Origin of the sequence: [Clostridium] innocuum (genome assembly GCA_012317185.1) — a bacterium.
GTDB classification, from domain to species: domain Bacteria; phylum Bacillota_I; class Bacilli_A; order Erysipelotrichales; family Erysipelotrichaceae; genus Clostridium_AQ; species Clostridium_AQ innocuum.
In genome coordinates this window covers 4185299-4206021 of sequence record CP048838.1, presented here as the reverse complement: position 1 = coordinate 4206021, position 20723 = coordinate 4185299, and the positions used below count along the sequence as shown (strand labels likewise).

The window sequence follows — 20723 nt, the reverse complement described above, 5'->3', positions numbered from 1 at the left end:
AAGGAGAGGATACCATCACCCGGTATCTGTATATTTATGACAATGGAATTGCTGCATGCCTACCGTTTTGGTGTGACCATACAGAATACGATGATGGGATTTCAGGAGCTGAGCGGAATCGCCAGAGAAATCGAAGTTGAAACATACCAGGAGGGAGGACGGAATGATGCTGTTCTCCTTTTCCCTAAACGTACTGCTGCACAGGGGACGATTACCCTGAAAAAAGGTGTTTACAGCGGACAATCTCATCCGTTTTATCTGGTAGGAGAGCAGCTTGATTCTATGAAGATCGAGGTCTATGGACATGATGGAAGAACCGTTATGAAAACCTATATGCTGAAAAACCTGCTGGTATCCAAATGGGAGGTATCCTCCCTGCAGGCACAGGGGAATGAAGCACTGATTGACACCTTTACACTGGCATACGGAGAACTGCATGTTCTTTCATAGCTGGCGCAGGAAACGAAAGCTGAAGAGGTTTCGTCCGATTATGACACTGCACCTGAATCGGACCCTGCATCATGAATTTCATCCGACATTCTTAAAAGCGAAGACCGTTTTAAGAGAAGTCAGAAGCAGTGTCATACGAAAGGAAGAGCATACCCATCATATTCACCATATGATGACGTTGCATGTACACCAGGCGCAGACTTTTCTGATGCTGAATCATCAAAATGATGAAAGAAGCCTTATCATTCAGTCAAAAAAAGTTATAAACAGGAAGTACCCTTCCAGAATACTGCAGCTACACCTTGCTAAGCAATCTATCGAACGGCTGGCAGAGCAGCGTCTGCTGGAGGAAAAGAGCTATTATAAGTACCATCCTGCGAAAGCAAAAGAGCTGGCTGTAAGCTACTTACATAACAGAGAGATAAAAAACTGCCTGAACACGCATATGAACCGCCTTTCACAGTACTCCTATGCCGGTAGCCTGTTCAGATCTTCCTTGTTTACGACACTGTCTTCACAGTCATGGAAGCAGGTGCTTATTCCTGTGATATACCAGCAGAGCAGGGCACTGATCCATCGTGAGAAAATACAGCTGCAGCGAGAGGTCATTTCAGAAAAAAGCAGAGATGAGATGCATGTAGAACGTGAACCAGAGCATCGTGCAGCTGTACAGCGTAACGATATGAATACACTGGTAAACACGGTGATACGCGAAGTGGAGCGCAGAACAAAGCGGGAGCGTCTGCGTGAGGGAAGGAGGTAGCGACATGCTGACGAAGGCAAAACTGTCCAATGTAGATGATAGCGGAAAACCCGGATCAAATTCATTTCATGTACAGTTTAATCCGAACGAGATTGCAATCAGTGAGGCTGTTGCATCTTTATATGATATGGAAAAGGGAACAGGCGATCCTCATGTCAATCCGGTGGAAACAAAAAAGGATAAACAGGTTCTGCATCTTTCCACAACACTTTTTTACAACACCTTTACCTCTCTTTCACAAAAAAGCTATGAGGATGTACGCTCCTATATCCGTAAGCTGTATCCCTATACAAATGTCGGTGTGGAGACGAAAGAAAACCTGAAAAAAATATGTTTTACCTGGAGTTCGATTTGTGTGATTGGGATTCTGGAAAAAATTGATGTCCGCTATACGATGTTTTCACCATCCGGAGTTCCTGTGCGTGCGGAGGTTTCCATATCCATTGCCGGAGAATATTACGGAGAACAGATAGCGGAAGCAGAGCCGAAAGAAAACGGTGAACTTATGGAGCATACCTCTTTCCTGGAATCCATGCGCAGCTTCAAGGAAAGCGACGACTGGAAACAAATCGCCCGCAAACAAAATGTCAAAAAGGCCAGATTATGAAGCTGAGTGAATTAAAAGCATCCAATTCCGGATTTGAAAAGCTGACCTGTACCGTAAAGGTTGATGGCAGACAGCTGTATCCGGGGGCGCTGAGTCTGAGCCGTATGCACATTGATACAACATGCGAGCTGAAAACGAATACAGCCGAGGTTTTATTTTGTGATATAACGGATGCCGGTGAGGTTTTGAGCAATCTGCAAAGCGGGGCATGTCTTAGCGTTTTTGGAGGATATCAGAAGAAGGAAAAGCTTATTTTTCAGGGATATGTTCACACGATGACCCTGCGTGAAAGTGGACATGCGCAGCTGCAGGAGCTGGAAATCTATGCACAGGATGTGAAGGGACTGATGATGCTGCACAAGCGATCAGCTGTGGAAAGCGGAAAAATGAAGAATGCATTGCTGCAGGATATTTTGGAAACACCGCTGTATGCGGAATATTACGCATCCCTTGCGATGACACCCTTGCCTCACTCCATGGATTCCATATGGCCGGTGATGGGCTGCAGTGATTTCGATATTCTGGAGAAGCTGTGCATGCAGGCTTTGTATACCTGCTATATGCGGGGAGATACGCTGCATTTTGAACCGCGTTATACAGCGTCCAAAGAAATGATGGAGCTGGATGCTGCGCAGGAAGTGCAGCAGGTGGAGCTGCTATATACGATACAGGATCTGATTGGTACGCTTACAGTCGCAACCTGCGATGGCTATGAGGAGAAGAAAGTCGTACAGGAGAGCGTTACCCTATCGTCCCTGCCTTATACAAAAAAACTGTCCGGCATTTTGAAGCATACCTCCACAAGTGTGGTGGATGACGGCTTTCATGATATAGAAGAACTGAACTGCATGGTTGCCGGTATGAAAAAGGAAGTAGAAAACAGCTATGCAAAGGTAAATGGACAGTGTGTGTTTCTGCCGTGGCTGCAATGCGGTGATGAACTGGTACTTCCAAAAAGCGGAGATGGTGAACAAAAGAAAGGCTATGTAACGCACATGCTGCACCACATTGACGATACAAGTGCCTACAGTGAATGGGAAGCTGTCATAGAGAAAGGATGAAATTATGGATCTGATGCATATGGATGAACAAAATAGTTTCCGCAATATGGTAATTGCGACAGTATGCGGATATGGAACGGATGAGAAAAAAGCAACCCTGCATGTACAACTTCCGTACATGAAAAAGGGAGAGGATATACTGGAGGATGTGGAGCTGCTGCTGCCATATGGCGGTAAGAGCTACGGTTTTCTGTGCCGTGCCGAAATCGGAGATCAGGTGATGGTCATGTTTAGCGGAGAGCATATGCGAAGAGCGGTTGCCATCGGCTGTATTGCCCCCGGTGATGCTTCCATCTGGGAGGGCTGCAGTGAGAAGAATGAACAGAAGCAGTGGCTTATGAAAAACGGAATGAAGCTTTCGCTCTGGGATGAGGAGAATGCCGCAAAAGCAGAAATCACCTGCCAGGATACCGCTATGCAACTGGATGAAAAGGAACAGCAGCTGCAGCTGCAGCTGAAGGACAGCTCGTTGCTGCTGGATGGCAAAAACGGCTGTGTGAAGCTGGATGCGGAAAAAGAATTAAAGCTGGTCTGCGGTGAGGGCAGTATCACCATGAAGAAGGATGGAACTATCTGCATCGAAGGTAAAAAGCTGCAGATCAAAGGACAGGCGCTGACAAGTGAAACCACCATGGATACAAAACTCAGTGCTCAGAAGGTGAATCTGGAGGCAAAGCTGGAGGTCGGAATCAAGGGAAATTCCAGCGTGAAAATCTCTGCAAGCGGAATCACCGAAGTACAGGGAGGCATCGTTAAACTTGGATAAAACGCAGGATACGACGCTTTCCTTTCCCTTTCAAATTGATCCATGGACACACCATTCATCTTTGTGTGATGAAAGACAGCTCATTCGAAACAGCGTGTTTCTGATTCTATCGACCCATGTTCAGGAGAGATGGATGCTGCCTTCTTTCGGCAGCCGTCTTAAGGACTATGTCTTTGAGAATCAAAGCGTTGAAACGGAAGAAATGATCCGCCGGGAAATTATCGCATCCCTGCATACATGGGAACCGCGCATTACAGATATTGAGGTCGACTTTCAAAGAGAGGATGCAGTATTGCTGATTACGATTTCCTACCTCTGTACTGAGCATAGCAAGCGAGATGCGTTACAGTATCCCCTGGCTTTGGAAAGCGGATAACTGTTTTGCGCATACTGTCAACCATTTAGGAGAACGTTAAAGGAGGGAAAGCTGTGACCGATTTAAAAGCACTGCAGAAAGCGCGGCAAATGGCATATCTTGAACAGTGGCAGGCTGATGAAACGGATCCTGCGACGATTATTCAGGATATCGGAATTCAAATGCTACTGAATACACAAAAGGCTTTGCAGCAAATGATGGATGTTCATCACCGTCTGTATGTGAACCGCATGCCTTATCAGCGCCTGTATGCCTCCCCCTTTATGACCTGCCTGCAACTTCATCCCTCTTTAGCGTATCAGGGTGTGCTGGTAAAGAAAGATACCCACTTCTATATTCAGGGAAGCGCTTTGCTGCCGGTAAAGGTAAAGGAGGATATCTGCCTGCAGCATACATCCATACAGGAGGTGTTTTTTGCCGATCCTGAGCATCGCTCGATCACGCACATTCCTGTGTGTAAAGATATACCGTTGGTTCAACAGACAGAAGAAAGCATACAGCGGTATGCGCTGCAGTTTTGTGTTGGAAATATCTTTAAACGCAGGAAGCATCCGGTTTGCGAGGTATATTTTGAAACAGCGCAAGCGCAGAAAAAATCCTTTCTGACATGGCTGACCTCTGCCAGTGTACGATGGAGCATCTGCTGGGAAGACGAGGTGCGCGATGACTGGACGCTTATGCAGGATGAAGATCATCTGTGCTTTCACTTTCATGAAGCCTTTCCGATTTCCGAGGGAACTCTCGTGTTTACCATGGAGGTATTTGATGTCATGACACTGCCTTCTCTATATATCGACAGCATTTTTCTGCGGATTCCACCTGCATCCTCTTATCCGGATAGTATCAGTGTACAGGATATGGAAGAAAATCCCGGACATTTTCCTCTCGCAGATGCTCCAATTTCCATATTTCAAACATGCTATATGCGCTGTGATGAGGTATTCACACGCCTTAATGCAGCGCTGACATGGAAGTTTTCCACAGAGGAAGTGGTATATACGGCAGGAAAAGAGCTCATCGAAGAAACAGATTATCACCTTTTCATGCGCAGGCTGCCCAGACAGCAGATCGTGTACGATGTCTTTGTGGATGGCGTGCGTCTGGAATATTTCAACGGGGAGTGGGTAAAGCTGAATGAAGTCCGTTTTTCAAAGGATTTTTTTCACCAGCCCAGGGAATCCTGCAGTGTTCAGTTTACCTGTCCCAGGGATATGTGTCCCTTTGTTTATGACGGGATAGAAAGCTACTGGTTCCGTCTGATGATTACGAAGGCTGAAAATTGCTATCAGCTTCCCGCTTATCATCATATACCTGTGATTTCGCATTCACGCTGGCAGTTTGATTATGGAAATCAACGCATCACTCCAGATAAAATTCTACTGTGGGCAAATGGGCAGCAGGAGGATATCAGCATCGGGCAGACATTTCTCTTGTTTCCGTCCTTCCCTGTGAAGCTGGATACGATGTTCCTTCTGCTGAATCAAAAGCCCGGCATTGGTCCCTGCCGTATGTTTGTGGAGCTGCTGCAGTCCTTTGACAGCAGCCAGGATGTACAGTTTCTGATAGATGGAGAGGATGGAGAGATAAAGCTTTCCGTAGAGGATGAAACCGGCGGATTTTCGCACAGCGGGCTACTCAGCATGTTTTTTCCTTCCACGGTGAAGGCAAAGGAACGCTTTGGAAAAAGCGGATACTGGATACAGGTGCGAAAGGAAAAGGGGCATTGGGATAACCGTATCTGCCGCATATATGAAAACTGCGTATACGTTGAGGGAAACGATGAATTCACAATAGAAAAAACACTTCATTTCCATGAGCTTCCCGTATCTGTCCATTGCCAAGGCGATGTACAGGAAGTGCAATTCCGTGTACAGGAGTGCTGGGAGAGCTGTACATTTGTGGCTGAAGCTGAGCAACTTGCAGAACGCAGGGTGCTATATGATGAGGAACAGCATATTGTAACCTTTTATCGTAAGACATTTCCTGGCTGTCTGCAGAATGAGCATATTGAAATAAGGCTCCTCTGCCGTAAGGAGTCTGCCGCAGAAGCTTTGCCACAGGGGACTGTCGTATTTCCGGCGCAAAGCATGCAGCGGATTTCCTCTATCCGTACACTGAGCGACTCCGTATGGCAGAGAAAAAAGGAGACGGATGCACATCTGATGAAGCGCCTTGCGCAATCTAAAAACCACATGCATATACAGACACTGCGCGATATGGAGGAATTTCTGATGGAGTGCTTCTGCGATCTGCAGGACGTCAGCTGCTTAGTGGAACAGCACATCGTTCATGTGGCGGTGTTATGGGAAACGGAAGTATTTTCTATACAAACTAGTGAACGGAAAAAGCAGGTGGAGGAGGTACTTGTACAACAGCTTCCGGATACCTTTCCGTTTAAAATTAACATATGTTCTCCTATCGAAATCCTTTTGAATATCCAGCTGACGATAGAGCATGAGGATATGGATATCGACCGTCAGGTGGAGGCAGTGATCAGGGAGTACCTGCATCCTGTACATGGCAGAAACGGGGATGGGTGGAGAATCGGAATGTATTGTGAAGAGCAGGTAATTGTGCATGTTGTACGAAATGCTCTGCCGGGTCTGCACATTGTCTGCTGTGAAATCAGAGGCCGTGTACATTCCTCACCATCCACGAGGGTACAGCCGCTGCATGCTTTGCGGCATATCAAGCAGGGAATCATGCGGGTTTCCAATGTGCGGGTAGTGCGAAGGGCAGATGAAAAAGAACACAGCATAAGTAGAATGTAAGAGGGCGAAATGGTTCTTTCTCAATGTAAGGTACAGGAAGGGGAATGAGATACAAAATAATCGGTCAATATCGGTTATGCAGAGCTGTACGATTTCTCACATACCCGGAATCAAGAAAGAGCCGGCTGAATTATTGTGCTTGCATAAAATGGAGGCAGATATGAATGTACAGAAGCTAGATACGCATACCTATAAGGAATTGTTCGCAGATGCGCTAAAGGAATGGAAGCAGCGGACAAAGCAAGAAGAGATATATCCCAGTGATGTATCCTATACGCTGCTGGAAATGCAGGTGATGCTGGTGGATATGCTGAATTATTACAGTGAGCAGGTGCAGGAATCGCATAAAAAGAAGTATGAATTGCTTCAGCAGGAGCCGCTGCCGGAAACTCGCTGCAGATCACTGCCGTTTCGTATGCAACCGAATCACCCTGTCGATTTACAAAAGGGTACGCCGTTTTCCATAGCATTGGGTGAGGATTATCTGACACTGGAAGCAGAGCATGCCTATCACCTGGTTCCTAATGAAATATGCTCCATCTATGTACAGAACGGGTACCATTCAGAACAGATTACAGAGCTGCTTCGATCGCTGGAGGGAACCTATACACTGCCTTTGAGTGAGGATGCCTGTATGCTCTACCTTCGTCTGAAGAATCCGCTGCCACGCGATGCTGTTTCCTCCTTTTACATCTGTGTGGAAAATTCCTGTGAGCAAGTATACGGACTGGAATGGCCGAAGCTGGTGGATATGCAGGTGGACTATTTCAGTATTCACGGCTGGCAGAACGCCTGTGATGTTCAGGATGATACCCATGCGCTGCTAAACAGTGGTGAGCTACGGTTTCGTCCGGGTAAGGATATGGCGGTAACCACCTGCTTTGAGGAAAACGGATTCTGGCTGCGTCTGCGAATAAAAGAAACGTGCTATGATCATCCAATCGGTTTACAGGCTGTCTGGATGAATGTGATTCTGCTGCAGGCTGTCAGTACATTAGCAAAAACATGGATGCTGTCAAGTCTGGAGGAAACAGAACTGCGGATTGCAGAGGATATCGCAAAGGAGAACTACATACTGCAGATACAGAAGTTGGATGGACGATGGGTTCAGCATCCCTGCCGAAGAGTGCAGACAAGAACTGCCAGTCACTTTTACTGGGAGAAGCTTCCATCTGATGCGATTTTCGCAAGGCTGGTTGCACAGCGAGAGAAGCTGAAAGAGCTGGTATCCACCTTTACGATAAACGGAATCAGCTCACAGCGTATTGATATTGCCCCTGCATCAACATATCGTCTTGCTTTTCAGGTTGCACAGGGTATATGGCAGGATGGCGTAGTCATTGATCGTTATGAGAAGGCCAATGGTGCAATGGGCTGCTATCGCGACGAAACAGGCATCATCATGGGAAACGGCCGAGATTTTCAGCTCCCTAAAGCCATGGAGAACGGCTTGTTCTTCACCGCTTTTGAACAGCTGTCAAAGCCGGTTACCCTGCATAGGGAAACGGTTCGGATTTATCATCCGCATATGAATGGATGCAATGCCCTGTCTGCATCTCTGTATGAGCAAGCCATGATATACGGCGGTATCTTCTTTCATAAGGAGAAGCTTAAGGAATTTCTTCTGCAATATCCGCTGCTATCCCTGATGGAGGTTCGCATACAGAGCATGCCTGGAAAATGGATGCTCTATATTCTGGATAGCTGTGATCATGCCTGCCATATGCCAAGCTATCAGACTTATGTACAGCACCTTGTGGAACAGCATCTTCCCTTTACAGATGATGTGAGTGTACAGGATATTAAGCTGAAAAGGACAGTGATTCAGCTGCAGGCTGCGAACTCAGTTTCTTGGCAGATACAGAAACAGGCGGAGGCGCTTTGTAAAACATATATGAAGCGCTGCCAGCAGGAAGAAGTGGATGCTGCTGCGGATGAGCTTCGACAGGAACTGAGAGATCAATGTTCACTGGATTGTATCCGCTGCTGTTTTCAGACAGATAGAGAAAGTGAAGTATTGCGCTATGAGGCTGCTGTATCCTACGTGCTTGCGGATGTTGTGATTACGCATTGCTTATAATAAATTAAATGAGGTGATGATGTGCGGGAAGCGTTGAGCTACCAATCGAATAAGGATATGAGCCTGCAGGGGGCATGGATCGGTTTTACACCGCTCACGAACGGTGCCTTATGCATGGGCATACAAAACGATGAGGCTGTTTATGTCAGTGACGTCTTTGACTGTGGTGAAGTGAAGGGGACCTGGGATGAACTACACCTGCATTTTGTCCAGCTGTGGGAACTGCAGGTATCCGTCTGGATGTTTGATTCTGCTTCCACAAGAGAGCAGCTGCTTGATTTTTCTGTATTGGATCGTTTTCATGTCATCCGGCAGAATGGATTTACAAAAAGCAAACAGGACCTGCTGCTGTATGGCAGGGAGGAAGCAAGTGAGGGACGCTATCTTATCTTCTGCTTTCAGGTCCGCAAGCCGAAAGGCAATACACTCCAATTCATCGGCTATGAATTAAGCTATCCGGCCGTTTTGTTTAGTGAATATCTGCCATATGTATACCGAAACAACCCTACGCTGGATGCGTATTTGTCTATATTCAAGGATGTGTATCTCTCTCTGGAACAGGAAATTGATCAATTTTATGAGCAGCTGGATCCGCTTTGTGCGGATGAGGAGCATCTTCGTGAACTGCTTACATGGCTGGGACTGGAGCACTTTCAGGAGTATGCAGAGCTGTCTGCACTGCGCGGGCTTCCGGCTTTATGGAATCAAATTTATCAGGAAAAGGGCAGTCTGCGTTATCTTTTTGAGCTGGTGAAGTTCTTGTTTCACATTAACATATGTATGCAGATAAAGAAGCGTACTCTGCATGTGTTTGTACCTTGCTTACCTGTGAGGCAAAAGCGGAAGCTGTTGTCGTTTTTTCAACAGGAGGTACCAGCGAATGCAGTGGCTCATGTGCATTTTACAAGGCAGTCCTATATGGATGAGAATGCCTTCCTTGGTGTTACAGCAGCGTTGTGGGAAGCAGACCGAGTGATGGACACTGCTGAATTGGATTATGTGGATATTATGAGATGAGGTGATTACGGTATGCAGGTGAGTAATCAGGAATACCTAAAGAAATGTCTGGAATTATCTGAACTGCTTCAGGCTGAGGAAAAACCAAAAGAGCTTGCTGTATTATTTCAGGAGCTTCAGAAGCCTTCTGATTATCCAAAACCGAATTTTCTTTATGTGAAGGAACAGTTTCAGCTGGAAGATATGTTGTACTTTCTGCTTCTGTGTGCCTTTCTTTATGAGACAGACACAGCTTTATCCTCTTATGTATATAAACAAACAAAGGCATCCTTTCTTCCTCTAGGCGTCATTCTATCATGGTATTCTGCAATGCAACCATTACCTGTAGATGCAGCGGCTGTCTGTATGGCTTTTTTGAATGAAGATATGCTTTTTCAGCGTAATGAAGGAACTTATCTGATGATGACGCCGATTAAATTACATTCTTATGCTTTATACTATCTGCTCAGCGGCTGTTTGGCTCAGCATAAGGCGTTTCAATATATGGAAGTATCCCAGCAGACATTTGCTCCAATTTATAAAGAACAGCAAGCAGAACTGCTGAAGAATATAACATTGAAAAAATCCTGTATTCTGGCTGCAGAAGCACATGCAGGAAAGCGAACCTTAGTATTGCGGTGTGCAAAAATTCTCGAAGAATCTGTGTTTTTACTATCTGGTATTGCATGGAAGCAGGCAGATCAAAAGGAACGACTTCGAATATTGTATTGTATTGCCTTTTTTTGCAGACTACTGAATGGAGGTATTGTTTATCTGGATACTGCAAAGGATCTGCTCAAAGAAGAGATTTCCTTTCTAGATTATTTTTTTAGCTATGTCAAGATCCCTGTTATTATTTCTGCTGAGTCGTCATTCACAAACAAATATCCTGTTATTCAGTTACCTCTGTATTTATCTGCAGAAGATTTACAGACAATGAGTTTCTTTCTTTGGGAAAAGACATGGGTTAAATCTTATCTTCATATGACACCGCAGGATATGGTGAATTATAAAAAAATTGATCCGGAGGGAAGCGGATTGAAAAATTATCATATGGATATAATTTCAAGAGACCTCACATCTCCGCTTTATAAAGTACTGCCTCATGATGCGCAATGGGAGGACTGGCTGGGTAGTGATGACCTAAAGGAACAGCTGCGTTATATTTTATTCAGGATTCAGCATATGGGGGATACTAGCTATCATGTACAGGAAAGAATACATGCCTGTATCGTCTTGTTTCACGGCCCCAGCGGAACCGGTAAAACCCTGGCTGCCAGAATCCTGGGAAAGGAAGCTGACCTTCCGGTATGGCAGGTTGATCTTTCGATGATTATGGATAAATATGTCGGAGAAAGTGAAAAACACCTGCGGGAAATGTTCAGAAATGCTCAGAGAAATAATTGTATCCTGTTGTTTGATGAAGCGGATGTACTGTTTGGAAAGCGAACAGCCCTAGCCTCTTCAAATGATAAATATGCGAATAGTGCAACGGCCTTTCTGCTGCAGGAAATAGAGCAGTATCAGGGCATTGTGATTCTGACAACCAATATCCTTCAGAATTTCGACGATGCTTTTTTAAGGCGCATAACGGTCATGATTCGGTTTCCACTACCTGATAAAACTGTTAAAGCTGAAAAATGGAGAGTCTGTTTTTCAGGTATCCCTTTGAAAACGGAGCTTCCCTGCACCTGGCTTGCAGAGCACCTGAATCTGACTCTGGCGCAAATTGAAAATGTTGCAGTCAATGCTGCTTGTTATTGGAGAATGGAAGGTAAAGCTTTTCTTACTCTGGAACATATCTTGAAAGCAGTCAAACTGGAATATAATAAACGGCAGGAGCAGATTCCTGTTGAGATAATGAAATTCCTTCATACAGAATCATGATTATCTATGATTACAGAAGCAGAAAGAAAGCATCAGACTTTGTAATCTTTGATTGGAAATACCAAACACTGGAATATATAAATTCAAACAGACACTGTTGCCCCCATTTCAACAGTGTCTTTTAAATCAACACTGTATAGTGTTGAAACCGCTTTAGTGTTTGAGTTAGAATGGAAACATTGCGCAGTGTCAAAAATACAGGACTCTGATGACACAGTGCAATGTGAATTTCTATAATGGTATCGTAAACAAGCGGTACCGGAAAAGTGAGGTGCTTTCATGAATATCACAACATCAAAATTGCAGATTCTGGAATATCTGCAGAAAATTACCCGGGGCTTGCGCATGAATGAGCTGGGCGGTTTTACAACAATCAGTATCAGCAGTGCTTTAAACATCTCCCGCTCCTTAACCTCCCAGTATCTCAATGAGCTGGTGAAGGATGAGCGTATCATAAAAATCAGTACGCGTCCCGTCTATTATATGGATCGCAGTGTGCTGGAACGCAAGTATCAGCTGGAATTAAAAAGCTGTGAATATCTGAGTCTGGGTGAGCTTATGAAGGAGCTGCACCGGAACAGTCCCAAGCTGCAGGATTTTCAAAAAGCAATCGGCTGTGACGGCAGCCTGCAATACCCGATTGCACAGCTGAAAACCGCCCTCTCCTATCCGCAGGGAGGATTACCTGTCATTCTCCATGGGGAAATGGGATGTGGAAAATCCTATCTGGTACGACTCACACATGAATACTGTCTGAATCACATGACCTCCACGAGAAAAGAGATACCGCTGCTTCGCAAAAAGGCATTTCGCGGTGAGGATAAAGTCAGGCAGATGGAGGAGCTGTTTGGAAAAGGTGCCGCAGATGGGAAAGCGGCAGAGCGGGGACTGCTGGAGGAGGCAGATGAAGGCATCCTCTGTATAGAGGACGCCAGTCATCTGAGTGAGGAATGTCAGGAAAAGCTGGCCGACTATTTAAGCAGAAATAAATTTACGAGAATGCAGGATGATCAGGCACAGATTGAATCCCGTGTCCATCTGATTCTCTCCACCAGTGAAGATCCGCATACGGCTTTCTGTCATAGCCTGCTGCTCAGCATTCCTGTTATCTGTTCCATCCCATCCTTTCAGGAACGCAACGAGGAGGAGCGTCTGGAATTCGTTATTAAATTTTTTCAGGAAGAACAGGCACGTCTGGAACGCACGATTTATATATCAAAGCGTCTTCAGCATTTCCTGATGAGCTGCCATTTTGAAAGCAATATCGATGAACTGCGAAGATGTATCCGTACCATATGTGCCAATGCATTTGCGGACTGTGTATCAAACCAGCGCATGGACATCTGCCTGTATCACCTGCCTGTTCAGCTGCTCGATCATCTTAAGGTGGAAAAAAACAGCAGGGACAGTGATTCTCTGATTCGCATAGACGCAGTGGAGAAAAACGCAGCCGGCAGTAAAATCCTCATCATGTGGGAACAGCTGCTGCAGGCATTTGAAGAAACCTGCATGGATACACATGCCTTTACCAGCTTTCTGGAACAGGGGCAGAAGGCCTTGCGCTACTACTACGATATCCTTGTTTTTCAGGAAACGTACTATGACGGCCGACTGGAGGCTATGGAGAAAATAGTCATCGGTGTGCTGAACAGCGTGAAGCTCATGAAAAATATCAATCTGCCGATCAACTGTGCCTATGTACTGGCGAGAATGCTCGTCTCTGCGCAGAAAAACACCTCCTCCCTGCATCAGTGGGAACAGGATCACCAGAAGGAAATACAGCGCTGTCTAAAGAAAATGGCAGAGAATATGAGCAATGAATATATTCTGACGGAATCCATTGCCAGACAGCTGCATTCCAATATCAACATGCGCTTGTCGGAAATGAACCGTATCTTTCTGATGCTGAATATCAACTTCTACAATCGTGATATCCGCTCTCAAGATACTGTGGGTATCATATTGAGTCACGGGTACTCTACCGCAAGCTCTATTGCCGATGCCGCAAATTCGCTGCTGAACTCTTATACGTTTGAAGCTATCGATATGCCGCTGAATACACCGGTACAGGAAATCAGCGACAAGCTGAACGATTTCATTGAAGAAAATCCGCATCTGAAAAACATTATCCTGCTTGTCGATATGGGGTCACTGGAGGGAATCGGCGAGGTGATTGCAGACAGTGTGAATGTCGGTGTGATCAATAATATTTCCACCTCACTTGCTCTGAATATCGGTATGAAGATACAGCAGCACTACGAATTGGAGAATCTGCTGGAAACGGCCTGTGCAGAAAATCAATGCAATTACAAGGTACTCTCAGAGGCGAAGAAGGAAAAAGCAATCGTATTCACAAATGATGCCGGTATGGTCATTTCAGAAAAGCTGTGCCGATTATTCAAAAACAGTCTGCCGCGTCCCATTGATTTGAAAATGATTTCCTATGAATATGATGAGCTGATGAAAAATAAGGCAGAGGACATTTTATTTCACAGATATGATGTGGTGTTGATGATCAAGCCGTATTCGCTGAAGCTAAAAAAGGTCAATAGTGTGACGCTGGAGGATATCATGAATTTCGAACATATCGAACAGCTGAATCAGGTATTTCGGCCATATCTGAAGGAAGAGGAAATTGAAGAATTTGACCGTCAGCTGTTGAAAAATTTCTCCATGCAGTCAGTCATGGAAAATATCACGATTCTGAATGCAGATAAGCTGCTGGATTATGTCAGTGACTCCGTCAGTGCGCTTCAGCATACGATGGGTCGTAAGTTTCAAAGCAAGACCATTGTCGGCATTTATATTCATATCTGTTTCCTGGTGGAACGTCTGGTCACAAAAACGGCATTGGAAAAATATACAGACCTGTCATCCTTTGAGAAACAGCATGAGGACTTTATTGCGGATGTCAACCGGAGCTTTGAGGTTATGCTGCAGCACTACCATGTCAAGCTGCCCCTATCGGAAATAGCATATCTCTTTGAATATATAGAAAATGATGTACGAAAGGCAGGAGGAGAAGATGAATTTTAAAGACAGACTCTGTGCGATGAACTGCCATTACCGCTTTTATGAGCTGGAGAATTTCTTTCAATCCGTCCATAAGCTGGGCATGCATTATGTGGAGCTGTGGAGCGGTCCCATGCATTATTATGTGGATGCCCGCCGTCATGACTCGCCGGAACAGCTGAAGAAGCTGTGCGATCGCTATCAGATAACCATCATCGGCATCTGTCCGGAACAGACAAACCCAAAGCCGAACAATATCGCAGTCAAGCAGAAGCATCGTCAGGAAGAGGTACTCAACTATTACCGGCAGATGATTGATATCGCATGTGAGCTTGAATGTCGTCAGGTTCTGGTGACCAGCGGATGGTGCTATTACAGTGAAACGGTGGAGGAAGCATGGAATCGCTCCGTCGTTATGATGAAGAGAATCACAGATTATGCAAAAAAGAGAAATGTGATTCTGGCTCTGGAAGCTCTCCAGCCGGAGGAATCGCGTCTTGTGAATACAATTCAGGACATCCAGCGATATCGAAACGAGGTTGGAAGCAGCTGTCTCAAGGTGTGTATCGATTTTGGGGCAATGGCACGTATGGGACATACACCCCGGGAATACTTCGAGGCCTTCGGCAGCGATATTGTCCATATTCACTTTGTGGATGGGAATCCGACCGGTCATCTGGCCTGGGGGGATGGTAGCCGTGATCTGAAAGCGGATCTTGCTGTCCTTGAGGAATATGGCTATCCGGGATATCTGTCACTGGAAACGGCAACCCAAAGGTATTATGAAAAACCATGGTCTGCGGAAATGAAAACGCTGAAAAGCTTTGAGGAGTGAAAGGAGGGAGAATATGGAACGACATTATATACTCGCAAGTCATGGGATGTTCTCACAGGGGATTTATGATTCCATCCGCATTATTCTGGGAGAGAAGAAGCATGTGCATCTTATAACCGCTTATGTGAAAGACGGGCAGGATATTTCAGATCTGATCAAAGAGACTATGAAGAAAATCCCGACAGATGCGGAAATCATTGCCTGTACGGATCTGTTCGGGGGAAGTGTAAACAATGAACTGATGAAATATATCGGGAAGGAGCATTTCCATTTGTTAACCGGAATGAATCTGCCGATGCTGATGAATCTGTTTCTGTTTTCCGATGAGGATGCGGATAAGCTGATTCGCCGTCTGTTCACAGAAGCAAAAACGGGGATCATGTACTGCAATGAAACCGTCAAAGGTATTTCGTCGCAGGAGGATGAATTTTAAATACTGCAACCTAAAAAGAACAATCGCAAAGCACAAAAGAGTAACCACATGCTGTAAAGAAGACATACAGATGCACGAAGAGCGTGGGGTGTAAGAAACGATAGCTGAACTGCTTTATTCTACATGTGAGTAAGCGCAAAAAGCGCAAAAGAAAGGGTGTCAAATATGATCAAATTATGCAGAGTGGACCATCGTCTGCTGCATGGACAGGTTGCATTTTCCTGGACCAATGAATTGAGTGCTGACTGCATTCTGATTGCCAATGATGCAGTGGTACATGACGAGGTTTTCAAAACGACCATGAAGCTGGCAAAGCCCTCCGGGGTCAAGCTGGTCATTAAAAATCTGGAGGATTCCATAAAGGCAATCAACAGCGGAGTCACCGATACGTACCGACTGCTGGTGGTCGTAAAGACCATTCATGATGCCAATGTGCTGAGTGCAGGCTGTCCGGCTGTTCACAGTCTCAATCTGGGCGGAACGATTCGAAGGGAAGGCTGTCGTCAAATCAGCAAGGCGATTTTCATCAGTGATAAGGATGAGGCGGAATTAAAGGAGCTGCAGCAGCGCGGCGTGTCTGTATTCATCCAGCAGCTGCCGGCAGAATCTCCAATAGCACTGGAGCATGTACTGCATCAATAAGGTCCGCTTCCCGCAACCGTGCGGGTCAAATATACAGGAATTTAATTCCTGAAACATGCATGAAAATGCAAAAGAGGAGGAAATCATGGTACAAGCATGCTTAATCGGATTGATTGCAAGTCTGGGTGTCTTCGGCGATCAGCTGGGCTCCCTGTATATCAATCGACCAATTATTCTTGCACCGCTGGTTGGCCTGGTGCTGGGAAATCTGCATCAGGGACTGATTATCGGCGCAAGTCTGGAATTATTCTTTATGGGGGCTGTCAGTATTGGGGCATATGTTCCACCGGATACGATTGTCGGCGGTGTTCTGGCCACTGCATTTGCAATTTCCATGGGGAAGGGTATCGAAACGGCGGTTACGCTGGCGATGCCGATTGCACTGGTGTCACAGGCAATCGGTAACTTCTGCAATGTATTTAATTCCGTGATTCTGCGTTTTACAGACCGTTATGCCATGGAAGGAAAATACGGCGGTGTTGTGGCAACACACTGGCTGATCGGTATGATCACCATTGTACGACGATTCCTGCTTGTGTTCTTTGCTTTCTATTTGGGAAGTGAAGCAGTGGGCAGTATGATCAATGCAATTCCTGCCTATGTGACGGATGGTATGGCTGCGGCAGCCGGATTACTTCCCGCATTGGGATTTGCAATGCTGATGCGCATGACGGTAAACAGGCAGAATGTTCCCTACTATTTTCTGGGATTTGCGCTTGCAGCTTATATGAGTGTACCTGTATTAGGCGTGGCAATTCTGGGTGTGATTCTGATTGTTGTCAAATTCGATTTTATGAATCTGAAGGGAGCCGCAGCTGGAGAAGCTGGTATGGAGGTGAGCGATGATGATGACTTCTAAATCCGATAAGAGCATTCAGAAAGCGGATATCACCAGAATGGCATTTAACCAGGGCTCTTTGGGAATAGAGTTTTCCTGGAACTATGAACGGCAGATGCACATCGCCTTTGCCATGATGATGAATAAAATTTTGAAAAAGGTATATGCAGGAGATGAGGAAGGCTACAGGGATGCACTGACACGCCATGTCGAGTTCTTTAATATCACACCGCAGCTTGCTCCGTTCGTTGGCGGCATTGTGGCATCCATGGAGGAAATGAAATCATGTGGCGAGGTGGACGGAGAGGCGATTTCCAGTATCAAGACGGCACTGATGGGGCCACTGAGCGGAATCGGTGACTCTGTATTTGTCGGCTGTCTGCGGGTTATTGCTGTTGGTATCGGTATTTCACTGGCACAGAACGGAAATATGTTTGGACCGATTGTGTATTTTCTGATATATAACATTCCTGCGTTTATCATCCGCTATTTCGGCGCGCATTTCGGCTATAGCATTGGCTTCAAGTATCTGCAGAGAATGCAGGCCAACGGTATGATGGATAAGCTGCTTGCGGCAGCGAGTATTCTTGGTGTTATGGTTATTGGCTGTATGTCAAAGGATATGGTATGGACGACTTTGAATGTCGAGCTGAGTAAGGTCGGTGAAGAGGTCACCACCCTGCAGTCTATTCTGGACGGAATTATGCCCGGGTTGATCGGACTGGGTGGTACATGGATGTATTTCTGGCTATTGAAGAAAAAAGTCAATCCGATCATGTTGATTCTGGGAACGATGGTTCTCGGTATTGCAGGTGCTTATTTCGGTATACTTGCCGGATAAGATAAATGATTTACAAATAAGAGGAGGACATGAACATGTTATTGAAATTCAATGAAGAATGGGCACGAAGCAGTGTCAATGGTGCACTAGCAATCCGTAAGGATATCAACCGGATCGTCGATGAGATATGTGCACAGGGATATCGCAATATCTGCTGGCTGGGTATCGGGGGAACCTGGGCGAGCGGTATGCAGGCGGCGGTTCATATGAAGGAACAATCAGAAATCGAAACCTGGGCGGAAAATGCTTCCGAGTACAATACGACGGGGAATAAGCGTGTGGGTGAGGGCACTGTCGTAATTACCTCATCCGTTACCGGCAGCACAGTGGAAGTGGTAGAGGCTGTAAAGCGTATGCAGGCAGCCGGGGCAAAGGTGATTGGATTTATTGACATTGATACGACCGAGCTTGCAAAGCTGGTGGATTATGAAATAGCGTATCCGGTGAATGAACAGCTGAAGTTCTTTATGGTTGCGGATCGATTCATGCAGAACAATGGGGAATTTTCGGATTGTGATGCTATGTATGCGGAATTTGAAGCACATCTGGCACAGGCGCTGATTGATGTGGAAAAGAAGGCTGATGCATTTGGACAGGAATTTGCAAAAAAACACTGTAATGATCCAATCCACTATTTTGTGGGGGCAGGAAAACAGTGGGGCGCAACGTATTCCTATGCAATGTGCTATTGGGAGGAACAGCTGTGGATCAAGACGAAGTCCATCACATCCGGGGAGTTCTTTCATGGTATGTTTGAAATCATCACAAAGGAAACACCGGTTACCGTGTTCATAGGAGAAGATGCCCAGCGTCCGCTGTCTGAAAGAGTCGCGAAATTCCTGCCAAGAATCTGTGAGAATTACACAATTATCGATACAAGGGATTATGAGCTGAAGGGAATCAGTGAAGGGTACAGAAAGCACATTTCACACCTGGTGATGCATGCCGTAAATAACCGGATCGATGCGTATATGGAAAGAGAAACAAGGCATCCAATGGATATTCGCCGGTATTACAGACGTCTGGATTATTAGTTGTGAAGCAGCGTTAGAAAAATCAAACTATCAGGAAAACAGGCCATGGTGTTAGGACAGCACTTTCGTCATGGTCTTTTTTTAGTTAAAGCGATAGAAAAGCTTTTGGTGAGTTATATAAAAGCATAGAAAACGGTTAAATTGATATACTGAAGGTGATTAGTTTTGTGAAATCCTTATTTTTTTTCTTGTTTCTCCGCTATCAGTAATGGATTATGCTATAATAGGACATGGATAAACTAAGGGAGGAACCGTACATGAAAATCTTAGTAACTGGTGGTACCGGATTCATTGGAAGCCACACATGCGTTGAATTAATAGAAGCTGGTAATGAAGTAGTGATAATTGATAACCTGTATAACTCACAGGCTGATGTTGTTGATAAGATTGAGAATATTACAGGAAAGCGTGTTGCGTTTTATGAGGCAGATTGCTGTGATGAGGCAACACTGGAGAAAATATTCAGTGAGCATAAAATTGATGCAGCTATTCATTTTGCCGGGTATAAAGCGGTAGGAGAGTCAGTACAGAAACCGATTATGTATTATCAGAATAATCTGATGTCGCTGCTTGCATTGTGTAAGGTAATGGGAAAGCATAACTGCAAGCGCATTGTTTTCTCATCAAGTGCCACAGTATATGGAAACCCTGCAAGTGTACCTATCTTTGAAGATTTCCCGTTGGGACCTACTACGAATCCGTATGGTACGACAAAATTGATGATTGAACAGATTTTAAAAGATTTATACATTTCAGATAATGAGTGGAATATTGCTTTGCTGCGCTATTTCAATCCAATCGGAGCACACAAGAGTGGTCTGTTGGGAGAAAGTCCGAATGATATCCCGAATAACCTGATGCCGTATATCGTTAAGGTTGCCAATAAGGAGTTGCCTTATCTGCATGTTTATGGAAATGATTATGATACACCGGATGGTACGGGTGTACGTGATTATATTCATGTAGTAGACCTTGCAAAGGGACATGTGAATGCTGTGAATAAGGTTATGGAACCAATTGGTGTTGATGCGTATAATCTCGGTACTGGTATAGGATATAGTGTACTGGATGTTGTTAATACATTTGCAAAGGTTAATAATATCGAGGTTCCTTATCAGATTGATCCTAGACGTCCTGGGGATATTGCACAATGCTATGCCAGCACAGAAAAAGCGCTGAAGGAGCTTGGTTGGAAAGCAGAAAGAGGACTGGAAGAAATGTGTGCAGATGCATGGCATTTCTTACAGGTGGAAAAAGAAGCAAATTAATAGTTTGCAATTCTACAAAAACAGATAAAAAACAAATGGAAATGCTTCAGCACTATCGAATAA

At 45.2% G+C, this 20723-nt stretch carries 18 protein-coding genes; all 18 read left to right on the top strand.

Annotation, left to right across the window (positions count from 1 at the left end):
- Positions 1–36 precede the first annotated feature (36 nt).
- Entirely contained in the window at positions 37–450 is a 414-nt protein-coding gene (locus G4D54_20670; protein ID QJA04675.1) for a phage tail protein, read from the top strand.
- A complete protein-coding gene (locus tag G4D54_20665; protein ID QJA04674.1) occupies positions 437–1213 on the top strand; it encodes a hypothetical protein in 777 nt (258 codons plus the stop codon). Before G4D54_20670 ends, G4D54_20665 begins: the two co-directional genes overlap by 14 nt.
- Positions 1214–1217: 4 nt before the next feature.
- Positions 1218–1820 (top strand): hypothetical protein, encoded by a 603-nt coding sequence (locus G4D54_20660; protein ID QJA04673.1) that lies wholly within the window; start codon positions 1218–1220, stop codon positions 1818–1820.
- 785 nt (positions 1821–2605) lie between these two features.
- A complete protein-coding gene (locus G4D54_20655) occupies positions 2606–2881 on the top strand; it encodes a hypothetical protein (protein ID QJA05251.1) in 276 nt (91 codons plus the stop codon).
- Between the two features lie 4 nt (positions 2882–2885).
- Positions 2886–3647 (top strand): hypothetical protein, encoded by a 762-nt coding sequence (locus G4D54_20650; GenBank protein QJA04672.1) that lies wholly within the window; start codon positions 2886–2888, stop codon positions 3645–3647.
- 82 nt (positions 3648–3729) lie between these two features.
- On the top strand, positions 3730–4023 hold the full coding sequence (locus G4D54_20645) for a GPW/gp25 family protein (protein QJA05250.1): 294 nt from the start codon (positions 3730–3732) through the stop codon (positions 4021–4023).
- Between the two features lie 53 nt (positions 4024–4076).
- Entirely contained in the window at positions 4077–6794 is a 2718-nt protein-coding gene (locus G4D54_20640; GenBank protein QJA04671.1) for a hypothetical protein, read from the top strand.
- 160 nt (positions 6795–6954) lie between these two features.
- On the top strand, positions 6955–8874 hold the full coding sequence (locus tag G4D54_20635; GenBank protein ID QJA04670.1) for a hypothetical protein: 1920 nt from the start codon (positions 6955–6957) through the stop codon (positions 8872–8874).
- Between the two features lie 21 nt (positions 8875–8895).
- A complete protein-coding gene (locus tag G4D54_20630; GenBank protein QJA04669.1) occupies positions 8896–9891 on the top strand; it encodes a phage tail protein in 996 nt (331 codons plus the stop codon).
- A 345-nt stretch (positions 9892–10236) separates the two neighbouring features.
- Positions 10237–11757 carry an ATP-binding protein gene (locus G4D54_20625; protein QJA05249.1) on the top strand — a complete coding sequence of 507 codons (1521 nt, stop codon included), beginning with the start codon at positions 10237–10239 and terminating at the stop codon, positions 11755–11757.
- Between the two features lie 279 nt (positions 11758–12036).
- The gene (locus G4D54_20620; protein QJA04668.1) at positions 12037–14793 is read left to right on the top strand and encodes a sigma 54-interacting transcriptional regulator; all 2757 of its coding nucleotides are present in this window, start codon (positions 12037–12039) and stop codon (positions 14791–14793) included.
- Positions 14783–15604 carry a sugar phosphate isomerase/epimerase gene (locus tag G4D54_20615; GenBank protein QJA04667.1) on the top strand — a complete coding sequence of 274 codons (822 nt, stop codon included), beginning with the start codon at positions 14783–14785 and terminating at the stop codon, positions 15602–15604. Before G4D54_20620 ends, G4D54_20615 begins: the two co-directional genes overlap by 11 nt.
- A gap of 13 nt (positions 15605–15617) precedes the next feature.
- Positions 15618–16037: a PTS fructose transporter subunit IIA gene (locus tag G4D54_20610; protein ID QJA04666.1), complete on the top strand. Its 420-nt coding sequence runs from the start codon at positions 15618–15620 to the stop codon at positions 16035–16037.
- Between the two features lie 165 nt (positions 16038–16202).
- On the top strand, positions 16203–16679 hold the full coding sequence (locus G4D54_20605; protein QJA04665.1) for a PTS sugar transporter subunit IIB: 477 nt from the start codon (positions 16203–16205) through the stop codon (positions 16677–16679).
- A gap of 85 nt (positions 16680–16764) precedes the next feature.
- On the top strand, positions 16765–17538 hold the full coding sequence (locus G4D54_20600; GenBank protein ID QJA04664.1) for a PTS sugar transporter subunit IIC: 774 nt from the start codon (positions 16765–16767) through the stop codon (positions 17536–17538).
- Positions 17522–18358 (top strand): PTS system mannose/fructose/sorbose family transporter subunit IID, encoded by an 837-nt coding sequence (locus G4D54_20595; protein ID QJA04663.1) that lies wholly within the window; start codon positions 17522–17524, stop codon positions 18356–18358. Before G4D54_20600 ends, G4D54_20595 begins: the two co-directional genes overlap by 17 nt.
- A gap of 29 nt (positions 18359–18387) precedes the next feature.
- Complete coding sequence (locus tag G4D54_20590; GenBank protein QJA04662.1) at positions 18388–19392, top strand: SIS domain-containing protein; 1005 nt, start codon at positions 18388–18390, stop codon at positions 19390–19392.
- A 257-nt stretch (positions 19393–19649) separates the two neighbouring features.
- Positions 19650–20660 carry a UDP-glucose 4-epimerase GalE gene (galE, locus tag G4D54_20585; protein QJA04661.1) on the top strand — a complete coding sequence of 337 codons (1011 nt, stop codon included), beginning with the start codon at positions 19650–19652 and terminating at the stop codon, positions 20658–20660.
- The last annotated feature ends 63 nt before the right edge of the window (positions 20661–20723 follow it).